9 protein-coding genes are annotated in these 13,401 nt (G+C 58.2%); 6 read left to right on the top strand and 3 right to left on the bottom strand.

Translation table 11 applies throughout. The annotated features are described in order from the left end of the window. Positions 1-38 precede the first annotated feature (38 nt). The 6 genes from KI787_01700 (at position 39) to KI787_01675 (ending at position 7,949) form a co-directional block, all read left to right on the top strand. Positions 39-467, top strand: coding sequence for an SUF system Fe-S cluster assembly regulator (locus tag KI787_01700; protein MBV6628645.1), 429 nt, complete (start codon positions 39-41; stop codon positions 465-467). After that, positions 464-1,915 (top strand): Fe-S cluster assembly protein SufB, encoded by a 1,452-nt coding sequence (sufB, locus tag KI787_01695; protein ID MBV6628644.1) that lies wholly within the window; start codon positions 464-466, stop codon positions 1,913-1,915. The genes KI787_01700 and sufB overlap by 4 nt, the downstream gene beginning before the upstream one ends. A gap of 5 nt (positions 1,916-1,920) precedes the next feature. Continuing rightward, on the top strand, positions 1,921-2,670 hold the full coding sequence (gene sufC / locus KI787_01690; protein MBV6628643.1) for a Fe-S cluster assembly ATPase SufC: 750 nt from the start codon (positions 1,921-1,923) through the stop codon (positions 2,668-2,670). Next, a complete protein-coding gene (locus KI787_01685) occupies positions 2,667-3,686 on the top strand; it encodes a SufD family Fe-S cluster assembly protein (protein MBV6628642.1) in 1,020 nt (339 codons plus the stop codon). The genes sufC and KI787_01685 overlap by 4 nt, the downstream gene beginning before the upstream one ends. Further along, a complete protein-coding gene (locus KI787_01680) occupies positions 3,683-4,903 on the top strand; it encodes a SufS family cysteine desulfurase (protein MBV6628641.1) in 1,221 nt (406 codons plus the stop codon). The genes KI787_01685 and KI787_01680 overlap by 4 nt, the downstream gene beginning before the upstream one ends. A gap of 217 nt (positions 4,904-5,120) precedes the next feature. Then, complete coding sequence (locus KI787_01675; GenBank protein ID MBV6628640.1) at positions 5,121-7,949, top strand: EAL domain-containing protein; 2,829 nt, start codon at positions 5,121-5,123, stop codon at positions 7,947-7,949. Positions 7,950-8,125: 176 nt separating this feature from the next. Here the strand turns inward: KI787_01675 and htpX are convergent, their stop codons facing one another. The 3 genes from htpX to parE form a co-directional block, all read right to left on the bottom strand. Beyond that, on the bottom strand, positions 8,126-9,016 hold the full coding sequence (gene htpX / locus KI787_01670; GenBank protein MBV6628639.1) for a protease HtpX: 891 nt from the start codon (positions 9,014-9,016) through the stop codon (positions 8,126-8,128). Positions 9,017-9,061: 45 nt separating this feature from the next. Next, the gene (gene parC / locus KI787_01665; GenBank protein ID MBV6628638.1) at positions 9,062-11,335 is read right to left on the bottom strand and encodes a DNA topoisomerase IV subunit A; all 2,274 of its coding nucleotides are present in this window, start codon (positions 11,333-11,335) and stop codon (positions 9,062-9,064) included. A 66-nt stretch (positions 11,336-11,401) separates the two neighbouring features. Then, positions 11,402-13,294 (bottom strand): DNA topoisomerase IV subunit B, encoded by a 1,893-nt coding sequence (gene parE, locus KI787_01660; protein MBV6628637.1) that lies wholly within the window; start codon positions 13,292-13,294, stop codon positions 11,402-11,404. Between the last annotated feature and the right edge of the window lie 107 nt (positions 13,295-13,401).

Here is a 13,401-nt window from a genome sequence, read left to right as displayed (position 1 = left end):
TTTTGCGGCAAAGAGTACCTTTTTGGTACTATTTGAGCATGCTTCGCGTCGCAAAACTCACGGACTACGCCTTGGTGCTGCTTACGCACTTAGCCGAGTGTGAGCAATCGGCGGTCTCTGCCCAGGCCTTGGCCGAACGTAGTCAACTCCATCTCCCGATGGCCAGCAAGGCGCTCAAACGTCTCGCTCAAGCTGGTGTCATCGTGTCTACACGGGGCAGCCAAGGCGGCTACAGCTTGGCCAAACCGGCTGCTGCAACGCGGGTTTTAGATGTGGTTGAGTGCATGGAAGGACCCTTGGGCATCGCTCCGTGCACGAGCGCTGATCACGACTGCGAACTTCTGAGCCACTGTGGCCTGCGACCGCATTGGGCTGTGATCAACCACCGCATCCGTGCGGAGTTAGCGCGCCTATCTATTGCAGACCTTTGTCGCCCACCCATTCCCAGCTTGCTGGAGTTGTCATGACTACCGACGTCCCAACTGAGCTTTCCACCGTCCTTGGGCGCCGTGAATACGCGCCTGGATTCGTGACCGAGATTGACTCCGAAACCTTGCCACCAGGCCTGGATGAGTCCGTCATTCGGGCGATTTCTGCACGCAAGAATGAGCCCCAATGGCTGTTAGATTGGCGGCTGAAGGCCTTTGCGCGTTGGCAATCCATGCCCGTTCCGAAATGGGCCAACGTGAACTATCCCGAAGTGGACTATCAAGCGATCAGCTATTACTCCGCCCCCAAACGGGACAATGCGCCCAAAAGCCTGGATGAGGTTGATCCCAAACTATTGGAAACCTACGAAAAACTTGGCATTCCGGTGCACGAGCGTGCAGCGCTTGCTGGGGTAGCCGTCGACATGGTTTTCGATAGTGTTTCGGTCGCCACCACTTTCAAAGACAAGCTCAAAGATGCTGGCGTCATTTTCTGCTCGATTTCAGAAGCGGTGCAGGAGCATCCAGAGCTAGTGCAGAAATACCTGGGAACCGTGGTTCCCGCGGGCGATAACTTTTATGCCGCCCTCAACTCTGCGGTGTTTACCGACGGCTCCTTTGTGTTTGTGCCCAAGGGTGTGACCTGCCCTATGGAGCTGTCCACCTACTTCCGGATCAACGAACGCAACACTGGCCAGTTCGAGCGCACACTAATCGTTTGTGAGGATGGAGCAAGCGTGAGCTACTTGGAAGGCTGCACAGCTCCGATGCGCGATGAGAACCAGCTTCACGCAGCAGTTGTCGAACTGGTCGCCTTAGATGATGCCTCTATTAAGTACTCCACCGTCCAGAACTGGTACCCGGGTGACGAGAACGGCAAGGGTGGCATCTATAACTTTGTCACCAAGCGCGGAGATTGCCGCGGGGCACGCAGTCATATCTCCTGGACTCAGGTCGAGACCGGGTCGGCTATCACCTGGAAATATCCCAGCTGCATCTTACGCGGCGACGACTCCGTGGGTGAGTTCTACTCGGTCGCCCTGTCCCACCATCGGCAGCAGGCCGACACCGGCACCAAGATGATCCACCTGGGGCGCAATACCCGCTCCACCATCATTGCCAAAGGCATTTCCGCTGGCCATGGCAACCAGACCTACCGCGGCTTAGTCCGGGTCGGGCCACGCGCCGAAAATGCGCGGAACTACACCCAGTGCGACTCTCTGCTCATAGGCTCTACCTGCGGCGCCCACACCTTGCCGGTGCTGGAGTGCAGTCAACCCAGTGCACGCTTGGAACATGAAGCCACCACAAGCCGCATCAGTGAAGACCAGTTGCACTATCTGCGCAGCCGCGGAATCGGTGAAGAAGAAGCCGTGAGCATGATTGTGAATGGCTTTTGCAAAGATGTTTTCCGCGAACTGCCCATGGAATTTGCGGTAGAGGCCCAGGCCCTACTTTCTGTCTCTTTAGAAGGAGCTGTTGGATGAGCACCCTGCTCGATATACGCGACCTCCACGTCAGTGTTGGGGACACCCCTATTCTTAAAGGTTTGTCACTCCAGCTCGAGGCTGGTCAGGTGCACGCTGTGATGGGGCCCAATGGCTCCGGCAAGAGCACCTTGGCGCAGGTGTTGTCCGGTCGAGATGATTACACCGTAACCGCTGGCGACGCTCTGTTCATGGGAGAGAACCTCTTCGACATGGACCCAGAAGAGCGGGCGGTGGCAGGTTTGTTTCTGGGCTTTCAGTACCCAGTTGAGATTCCAGGTGTGAGCAATATGAACCTGCTCAAGGCCGCCATTGCTGCACGTGCCAAGGCTGCCGGTGGCGATGAACCCTCCGCTACCGAGCTCTTAACCAAAGTGCGCGGCGCTGCGGAAACGCTGAACATTCCGATGGATATGCTCAAGCGTGGTGTGAACGAAGGTTTTTCAGGCGGCGAGAAAAAGCGCAACGAAATTCTGCAAATGCTGGTTCTTGAACCCAAGCTCGCTATTTTGGATGAGACCGACTCCGGCTTGGACGTGGATGCCATCCGAATCGTTGCTAGCGGGGTGAACTCCTTGCGTAGCCCCGAACGCAGCGTGTTGTTGATCACCCACTTCCAACGCCTGCTGGAGCACATTGTTCCTGATCGCATCCATATTTTGATGGACGGTAAAATTCAGGCCAGTGGCGGCCCAGAAATGGCAGCAGAGCTCGAAGCCGAGGGCTATGCGCGCTTCCAAACTGCAGCGGCATGAGTGCAGCTAACGTGTCTGGTCAGGCCATAGCCGAGCTCGCCGAGCGCAGCCAGCAGGAACGCTGGCCTTATACCCCCGTCATGGACTGGCTCAACCGCGCTGAAACGGCTACCGTGGATCTGCCCGCCTTGGCCGCCATTCCCGTACCTCAGCGATTTGCCCCGCTGGATCTCGGCGCCGGCGAGATACAACTGCCAGCCGGAAGCAGTTTGCTACAACCCCAGGTGGGCGTCGATTGGACCGCGCACGCTTACACGCTCAGAGTCCCCGCAGGCTGCCACGCAGAAGTCTTGCTGCTGAGTGATGCCAGCGAGCAAGGTCAGCGGCAGATCCACTGGAAAGTCGACCGCGACGCCCAGCTCAGCATTTATCGCCTGCCGTTATGGAGCCCGTCTGCAACAGTTTTTGATAACTGGAGCTTTGAGATTGAGCAGCACGCCAAGGTTCATGTTCATGAACTGCTTCTTGGTCAGGGTATGCACCGCAATCGCGTGGTGGCCAAACTCCGCAGTGAGGGCGCACAGGTGCACTGGAACGGACTGGCCTTGCTCGGAGGACGCAGTAAAGCCGTTCTGGATATGCGGGTTGAGCATGGCGCCGAGAACACGGTCAGCCGCCTGGACCTGCGCAATGCTCTTGCTGGACGCGCTCGGCGTTCGGCGATTGGCATGGTGCATGTCGCGCCGGAAGGACAGCACAGCGATTCCGCTCAGATTTGCCGAAGTCTATTACTTGGCGCCAAAGCGGCAGCAGACATGCGCCCAGAGCTGGAAATCTTCGCCGACCAGGTCCAGTGTGCGCATGGTGCAACCTGTGGTGAGCTGGACCAAACCGCTCTGCACTACTTACGCAGCCGAGGCTTGGATGTGCTCACTGCGCGCAAGCTATTACTTGAGAGCTTTGCGCGGCCGCTGCTGAGCGAGTGGCCTGAAGATCTACAACAAGCGATTGAACCGGCGCTGAATCAGACCATGCAGCATCTTGGTGATGCGCTTGCTGCAGAGGTAACAGCATGAGTTTTGATGTGGAGAGCTTCCGCAGCTGCTTTCCGGCGCTGCGTCAGGAAGTGAACGGCCACCCGCTGCACTACTTCGATAATGCCGCGACCACACTCAAGCCCCAAGTTGTTGTGGACGCCGTTCGACAGTATGACGACCGCGACACAGCCAACGTCCATCGCGGGCTGCATACCCTATCTGCCCGCGCAACGACCGCCTACGAGGCCGCGCGCACCGAGTTAGCCAATTGGTTCAGTGTCCCCGAGCGGGAGGTGGTGTACACCCGAGGCACCACTGAAGCGATCAATATCGTGGCCCAATGTTGGGCACGTGGACACCTGAAGCCCGGTGACGATATTGTCATTTCGGCGCTGGAGCATCACGCCAATATCGTCCCCTGGCAAATTGTCACCCAGCAAACAGGGGCGCAGCTTCGCGTTATCCCAGCGACTCCCGATGGCCGTATCGACCTCGATGTCGCGCGCGACACCATCACCCCCGCCACAAAACTGCTGGCGATATCGGGCGCGTCCAATGCCATCGGCACCATTTTGCCGGTTGCCGAGCTTATTCAGATCGCGCGTGCTCAAGGAGCCCTGGTCCTGGTCGATGGGGCGCAAATTGCCGTCCGCCAGCCCCTGGACCTGAATGAGCTCGGCGCAGACTTTTTCTGTTGCTCTGGTCATAAAATGTTTGGTCCCACAGGGACCGGCATGCTTTGGGGCCGAGCAGAGCTCCTTGAAGCCATGACGCCCTGGATGGGTGGGGGCGACATGATTGAAGAGGTCGCCTTCGAGCAAAGCACCTACGCAGATATACCCTGGAAGTTTGAGGCCGGCACGCCCAACATCAGCGGATTTATAGGTTGGGCTGCGGCTATCCGCTTTCTGCAGGAATGGGACTTAAACGCCATTTGCGCGCATGAGGACCAAATTCTGCATGTGGCGCGAGATGGAATGGAGAAAATCCCATCAATTCGTATTTTGGGCCCAAGGGAGCACACGCTTCCTCTGGTGTCGTTTGTTATGGATGGTGCCCACGAACAAGATATCGCCACCCTCCTGGATGAAAACGGCATTGCAGTGCGTACCGGCCACCATTGCGCAATGCCTTTGTTGCGCAGCCTGGGCGTGCGCGGCACCGTACGCGCTAGTTTTTCCGCCTACAACACCGAAGACGAGGTGCTGGATTTGGTTAACGCCCTGCAGCGGGTGGGCCGGTTACTGTGCGCTTAAGCCAGGGACACAAACACATTGCCAGCGCCCTAGCCTACCCGCTTGCTTAGGCCTCAGTCAGAAGCCGCAGCAGCCTTGCGCCGCCGTCGCCACAACCGACAGGTCGTCCAGATTCACCCCGCAGCGCCTGAGACCCAGGGGTTGGGCTCGGCTCAGCCGCCGTAAAGTCTTCGGTGTCGCTATGATCTGGTCTCCAGCCTAAGGGAGCCTGAGTAAGTTGGTAGACGAGAAGCTCAACACAAGTACCCACGGCAGCGGTCCTCGGCTGTTGCCAGTATGGGTGTTGTGCTGGGTGCTGGGCTTAGCCGGGCTTTCCGCCTGGTGGTTTCTGGTTTATTTAAGCAACCAGCTCAATGAAGCCCAAGACCAACAGCAGGCTGAGCTGCAGGCGGCTGCCCAGCTGCTGGAGTCACGCCTGAATAGTGCTGAGCTGATTTCCGATCTGCTGAGTGCCACCGCCCGTAACCGCGCCAACGGCCCCGCCCCTAACACCATCCTCGCGCAGGATGCGGCTCCTTTGGCCGAGAGCGGCTTAATCGCTGTGGGCTGGTGGCCAGCGAACTCAAGGCGCCCGGTGGGTTACTATTTTCTGAGCGATGGCGCCTGGCGCAGTAGTGCCCAGAGCCAACAGATTGAACGGGTACCCACCCAGGCCGCCTGGTACGCCCTGGCACCCACCTTAGCCGCCACGCGTTGCTTATGGTCTAGCGTTGAAAGTGAGTTACAAACTCAGCAACCCGTCATTAGTTGTACGCGGGCAGTTTTCAACGCCCAGGGCATCTGGCAGGGGACCTTACGACTGAGTTTTGCCACGGCATTAATCTACGAGGATCTACCGAGTCGGCATGGCCTGATCGTTAGTAATGCCGCTGGCGAGGTTCTCCACGCCTCCGCAGAAGGGCGGTCGCTCAGCAGTCGCAACCTGGCATCCATGAGCCAACAGCGTCAGGAATGGAGCCAAATACTCACTCATCTTTACCTCAATGACGAACAAAGTCTGCGCCAGCATAGTGAGCGGAATGACCCCCAACCTGAGCTCATCCAAGATCTGCTGCGACGGGGTATAGATGGCAGTGAAGACCGCGCCCGCCAGCGTCTCAGCACCCACACCATAGACTCTCAGAAGCTCATCAGCCATGCCCAATGCACAGCGAGTTGGTGTGTGGTGAGCCAAGCTTTACCACGTGTTCCGTGGCGCTTAAGCCTCATGTACCCCGTACCGTCGACGGCCCCCATTGCCTTCGACCCACGCGAACACATGCCATTGTGGGCAGGTCTAGCGGCTCTGAGTGCGAGCTTGATCCTATTTACGCTCATTGCCAGCATCCGACTATCGCGCCCCTTGTCGCGCCTGGGGAACCAGCTAGATCGCGCCAACCCCCTGCCCGACTTCGACGAGACTTTACCCGGCCATTGGGGCCGTATTGCAGCGACCTTGAATCAGCTGTTGGAGAGTAACCGAGAGTTACGCCTGCGTGGCATGCAGCCCCAAAAAGGCACGCAACCCAAAGACAATGCAGCCGGCGAGACCTGGCTGCATCAGCTACCCATGGCTGCTCTGATTATTGGGCGCGATGGCAACATCCGGCACATCAATGCAGCCGCTCAGACGCTGCTGCAGGCGCAGGCTAACCAGCCCGCCAACACCATTTCTTTGCGTTTGGGCAGTCAGAGTACGCCAGTGGCCTTGGATGAGCTGCCAGACAACTGCCGTGAACATCACTGCGAACTTCTTAGTCGATCCCAACCAACATCGCTGCTTCTGAGCACGGCCAAGACGAATGGGGCGACCGAAACTTTGATTCTTCTGCAAGCGCAGCAAGCCCAGAGCGCGCAGCCCGCCACTGTATTGCCCCCGCCGCAAACCAGGCGCGAACACATGCGCGCCCATTTAGCCCAACTCACAGCACCAGCGCGTTGGGTGTACCTACGGGCACGGCCTGCGGAGGGCAGCCTGAATGTTGCGGATACTGAGGCCTTTGCGGATTTTTATGCGCAGGTTGAGGGTCGCATCAGCGAAAGGCTGGAAGAGCAGGAATATCTGCTGAATAAGGGGGCCGGCCAGTATGTGGTGTACTCCGCTCAAGGCCTGAGCACACAGCGTAAAGTCCAACTCGTCCAAGGCCTGGAGAGCGCGCTGGTTTTTTGCTCTGGCCAACGCGTGCGCCTGCTCCTGGACAGCCAAGAAATTTCGGTGGCGCCAGGCCATCGAGAAGAAGACCTAGACGCCGCCGTCTTCCAACTCCTCCATCCGGCCGATGGTGCTCAGCGCTTGCGCAGCCATTCGGCCGCGCAGTGGGATGCCCTCATTCAAAGCGGCTTTGAGCAGCACCGATTCCAGCTGATTACAGAGCATGCGCAAAGCCTCCGCGGCGATGCCGCTGACGGCGGCGTCTTTAGGGTGATTCCGCATCTGGAGGACGAAGAAGGCTTCTGGCTGGATGCCGATGACTTTATGCCGGTGGTGGATCGCTTGGGGCGGCGAGCCGAACTGGATATCTGGCTTATTGAGGAAGTTCGTAAAGCCTTGACGCAGGTGACAGATACGCCCCCAGCCGAGGTCATTCTGCCGCTGAGCGCAAAAAGTCTGCTGGAGAACGACAATACCGTAGCCGAGCAACTCCTCAGCCTCACGCAAAGCGCCGGCCCAAGCCCCATTCAAATACTGATCAGCATTCGTTTGCAGGAAATACAAGCCCTGCAATCGGACCCACGCCGACTGCAACAAATGGTGCGCAGTCTGCGCTGTGAAATGCTGCTTGATCAGGTTGGCCTGAACCTCGAGGCAATGAGCATCATGGAAGCGCTGAAGCCGCATTCCATTTCGGTCTCGGCCCAACTCATGCGCCAAGCACAGGACTCCCAAGCGGCTGCCATCGGGATGGAGGCCATTTTCCGCGCCGCGGACAGCCAGAAGGCGCGCAGCATACTGCTGGATGTGGATAGCGCCAACATGCAGCAGCATGCCGAAAAACTGGGCGCAGACTTGGCCTTTGGTAGCGCCATTGGGCGCCCCAGCCCGATCTTATTTAAGGCGGTTGCTTAGGCCTGATCCTCGCTGGCTAAAGCAGGCGACGACTAGGTGAGTCACGCCAGGCAGCAGCCTACCCACCATCGCTCGACCGTCAACCTAGCCTAGCGTCCGGTCCTCGCGAGTTCGCAGCGACCCCATTCAGTGGCTAAGCCAGCAAGGCCTGTGTTCAACGGGGAACACATGCCCTCTTAAGACGTGGCAGCGGCCTGCAGGGCTTGAATGCGCAGCTCCAAGGGTGGATGCGTCGCAAACAGGGCACGCAGAGAAGCCCCAAAACTGGGAGCAATTCCAAACGCGGCAATTTGCTCAGGTAATTGTCCAGGCGCCTGCTCGCTGCGTCCCTGCAAGCGCTTAAGTGCATCGACCATTTTGCGACGGCCGGCAACATGCGCACCGCCGGCATCGGCGCGAAACTCACGGCGACGGGAGAACCAAGCCACGATGGCTGAAGCCAAGATGCCAAACAGCACCTGGAGCACCATCACGGTGAGGAAATAGCCGATACCCGTTCCGCGCTCATTCCTAAACACGGCCTTATCAATCATGAAACCAACCACGCGGGACAAGAACAGCACAAAGGTGTTGAGCACCCCCTGCAGCAATGTCATGGTAATCATGTCGCCATTCGCCACATGCGCCATTTCATGGCCCAGCACCGCCTCGACCTCGTCTTGCTGCATCTGAGCCAGCAGCCCAGTGCTCACTGCAACCAAAGCATTATTGCGGCTGGCACCGGTGGCAAAGGCGTTCATATCCGGCGAGTCGTACACCGCAACCTCAGGGGTTTGCACGCCCAGCTGCCTCGCCTGACGGGCGACGGTTTGTAGCAACCAGGCCTCCGCCGCATTACTCGGCTTGGCAATCACCTTTGCACCGGTGGTCATCTTTGCCATGGGCTTGCTCAGCAGCAAGCTGATAAACGACCCGGTAAATCCAAACAAGGCACAAAACACCAGTAAGGCCCCTAGGTTGAGACCGTTCTGGGTGAGGTACTGATCGACTCCTAACAAAGAGGACAAAACCCCAACCACCATAATCACAGCGAGGTTGGTGCCGATAAACAGTGCGATGCGTGTCATGTTTGCAGCTCTAAATGTGCCTAGATATCTAAGAGCGGTATGGGGTCAGTCAGTCTCGGAGTCAAGAGCCGCTGCTGATTCAGCCTCCCCCAAAGCCGTTAAGGCGTCGACGCGTTGCAAGCCCCGTGGTAGGAGGCTCCCTCGGCTAGCACGGCTGCCGGTAAACGCGGCCAAGTCGGCCGCTTTCAGCGTGAAGGAACGACGCCCGGCCTGAATGACCAGGCCCTGCTCTGGAGCCAGCAGTAACCAATGCGCAATGCTGTCATCCCCGCGAACCCCCATGAGTTTATTGCCCTTACCCCGAGCCAGTTCAGGCAACTCGGATAATGCAAAAACGAGTAGCCGCCCTTCAGCAGAAACACAGGCAAGCAGGCGCCCATTGACCTCACCCGGCGGGACTCGCAAGAGTGGTAAGACATGGCTGCCCTTGGGAACGGTCAACAAAGCCTTACCCGCTTTGTTGCGAGTTTGGAGGTTTTCAACCTTGGTAATAAAGCCATAACCTGCGCGGCTGCCGATCACCACAAACTCTTCCGCTGGACCTAAGTGCACATCCACAAAAGCCGCACCATCGGTGGGGTTCAGCTGCGCCGTCAGGGGCTCTCCTTGCCCGCGCGCCGAGGGTAGCCCGCGCGCCGGGATGGAGTAGCTACGGCCAGAGGCATCCAGCAACGCAAGAATCTGATTACTGCGCCCCCGACTCGCCGCCAAAAACTCATCGCCGCTGCGGAAGGACAGGCCTTCAGGTTCATTCAGGTATCCCTTGGCAGCACGGATCCAGCCGGCTTTGGAGACCACGACTGTGATGGGCTCCGAGGGCACCAGTGCCGCTTGGTCTAGCGCTTTGGCAGGTTCACGCTCGACAATGGGGGAGCGCCGCTCATCTCCGTAGGTCTTGGCCACCTCTTGCAACTCTTGGGTCATCAGCTCGCGCAGCGCCTCCGCATTCCCTAGCTGATGCTCTAAGGTCTTGCGCTCTTCATTCAAGGCATCCTGCTCGCCCCGAATCTTCATCTCCTCAAGCTTCATCAGATGCCGCAGGCGCAGGTTCAGTACCGCCTCAGCCTGGATCTCTGATAGCCCAAAGCGCGCCATCAATTCGGCCTTGGGGTCTTCCTCGGTGCGAATGATGTGGATGACTTCGTCAATATTGAGAAATGCCGTGAGCAAGGCATCCAAAATATGCAGGCGGTCCAGCACTTCCTTGAGTCGGTACTCCAAACGTCGGCGCACAATGCCTCGACGCCAATCTAGCCACTGCTCAAGAATGTCTTGGAGTGAACGGACCCCCGGACGACCGTCAGTGCCGATCATATTCAGGTTGACCCGCACACTCCGTTCTAAATCCGTGGTCGCAAAAAGATGGCTCATCAGTTGGTCAATATCGACTCGCTTAGAGCGCGTCACCAACACGATTCGCGTGGGGTTCTCGTGATCGGACTCGTCACGTACATCTTCCAACCAAGGCAGCTTTTTAGCCTGCATCTGGGCCGCAATCTGCTCTTGGACCTTGGATCCACCGACCTGCCAGGGCAAGTGGGTAATGACCACATCCCCATCCTCAAGCTCGTAGCGCGCACGCAACCGGACACTGCCGTTACCGCTGGTGTACATCTTCACCAGCTCCTCTCGGCTGCTGACAACCTCGGCTCCGGTCGGAAAGTCCGGGCCGGGAATGTACTGCATCAAGGTATCCAAACGCGCCTGCGGATGCTTGAGCAGATGAATCAAAGCCTTGGCAACCTCCCGCAGGTTATGCGGCGGGATATCGGTAGCCATGCCTACAGCAATGCCCTGAGCCCCGTTGAGCAGCACATTCGGCATGCGCGCGGGCAGCACCATGGGCTCGTCCAAGGTGCCATCAAAGTTTGGCGCCCAGTCCACAGTACCGCGCTTAATTTCTTCTAGGAGCACCTCCGAATAGCGCGATAACTTGGCCTCGGTGTAGCGCATGGCCGCAAAGGACTTGGGATCATCAGGTGCCCCCCAGTTCCCTTGACCATCGACCAAGGTGTAGCGCCAGGAGAAGGGCTGCGCCATGAGCACCATGGCCTCGTAGCAAGCGGAGTCCCCATGGGGATGGTACTTGCCGATGACGTCACCCACGGTACGTGCCGACTTCTTGGGTTTGGCAGAGCTGCCCAAGGATAGCTCGCTCATAGCAAACACAATGCGTCGTTGCACTGGCTTGAGCCCGTCGCCTAAATGCGGCAGGGCCCGGTCCAGGATGACGTACATGGAATAGTCCAGGTAAGCCTTCTCGGCAAAGCTGGCCAGAGCAGCATGCTCGGCGTTTTCTTGGATGTCGTTAACGGCCATAAGCCCAATTTCCTATCTGTTGGCGACCAGGCAGCGCTGCCTGATTTCACTAAATCGATCTGCGGCCTAAGCCGTAGGGCTGGCTTCAGCACCTCGGTTTTCCAGCCAAGCTCGTCGGTCCGCCGCGCGCTTCTTGCCCAGCAACATATCCAGCATGGGCTCTACTGGGGTGCCAGTATCCAGCCGAAGCTGAACCAGCCGGCGGGTATCTGGGGCCATGGTGGTCTCGCGCAATTGCAATGGGTTCATCTCACCCAAGCCCTTAAACCGCGTGACGCTGACCTTGCCACGCATCTTTTCCGCTTCAATACGATCCAGCACGCCCTGCTTCTCAGCCTCATCCAAGGCGTAGAAGATGGTTTTGCCCACATCGATACGAAACAAGGGTGGCATCGCGACATACACATGCCCAGCCTCGACCAATGGCCGGAAATGGCGGGTAAATAAGGCACAGAGCAAAGTAGCGATGTGCAGACCATCAGAGTCCGCATCCGCCAAGATGCAGATCTTGCCGTAGCGCAAACCCGATAAGGATTCGCTGCCGGCGTCCATTCCCAATGCCACGGATATATCGTGGATCTCTTGAGAGCCCAAAGCCGTCGGTGCGTCCAATTCCCAGGTGTTCATGATTTTTCCGCGCAAAGGCAAAATCGCCTGAAACTCGCGGTCGCGGGCTTGTTTAGCAGAGCCGCCGGCGGAGTCGCCCTCCACCAAAAACAGTTCGGTACGTGCGGGGTCCGAGCTTACGCAATCTGCCAGCTTCCCTGGGAGCGCTGGACCGCTGACGATTCTCTTTCGCGTGACCGCTTTGGCCGCGCGGATTCGGCTCTGCGCCTTGGCAATGACTCTCTGCGCGATGGAATCCGCAGTTTCCGGGTGCTTGTGCAGCCACAGGCTGGTTGAATCCTTGACCACGCCCGCGACGAAAGCGGCGCACTCCCGCGAGGACAGGCGCTCTTTGGTCTGCCCCGCGAACTGCGGTTCACGCAGTTTGACCGACAACACAAAACACAGCCCTGACCAAATGTCTTCTGGCGCGATCTTTAAGCCACGCGGCAGTAAATTGCGGGTGTCGGCATATTCTCGCAGGGACTCCGTCAAACCTGTGCGTAAGCCGTTGACGTGGGTGCCACCCTGCGCTGTTGGCACCAGGTTGACATAGCTTTCCTGAACAACATCGTGTCCTTCTGCCAACCACTGTACAGCCCAGTCGGCCGCTTCATGTTCACTTTGCATGCTGCCACTGAGGGGGGCATCAGGCACGCATTCCGCACCTTCCAGGCTGGACTGCAAATAGGCCTCAAGCCCATCTTGATAAAGCCATTCCTCCTTCTCGTCATGAATATGATCGACCAGGGTGACTTTTAAGCCAGGAAGAAGAACCGCTTTAGCCTTCAGTGCTTGCCGCAGACGGGCTAATGAGAACGCTGGCTGGTCGAAATATTTGGGGTCTGGCCAGAAATGGACGCGGGTGCCCTTCCGGCTTTTGGCACAGCTATCAATCACTTCCAGATCGCTGGACTTTTCCCCGTCTGCAAAGCGCATTTGATGCACCTGCGCGCCACGCCACACTGTGACCTCAAGCTTTTCCGACAAGGCGTTCACCACGCTGACCCCAACGCCGTGCAAGCCCCCTGAGAACTGATAGTTCTTCCCGGAAAACTTTCCGCCCGCGTGGAGCTTGGTCAGAATCACCTCAACGCCGGGCACTCCTTCTTCCGGATGTAGATCCACCGGCATGCCGCGACCGTCATCCTGCACCGCGCAGCTACCATCGGCGTGGATTTCCACCAAGATCTGACTAGCATGGCCTTGCAGTGCTTCGTCGACGGAATTGTCGATGACTTCTTGGGCAAGGTGATTAGGGCGGCTGGTGTCGGTGAACATCCCAGGCCGTCGGCGAACGGGCTCGAGACCGGCGAGTAATTCAATCGCGGACGCGTCATAGGAGTTATCCAGACTCATGGACTTTCTTGCAGCATGGACATGGCGGCGAAATATAACGGGAATCGTGGCACCGAGTCTGCGTTAGGCACCCGCGTCGCAGGCGCAAACGCCAGCTGCGA

The sequence above is a fragment of the Oceanococcus sp. HetDA_MAG_MS8 genome, from assembly GCA_019192445.1.
Lineage (GTDB): Bacteria > Pseudomonadota > Gammaproteobacteria > Nevskiales > Oceanococcaceae > MS8.
This window is presented reverse-complemented; position numbering and strand designations above follow the sequence as displayed.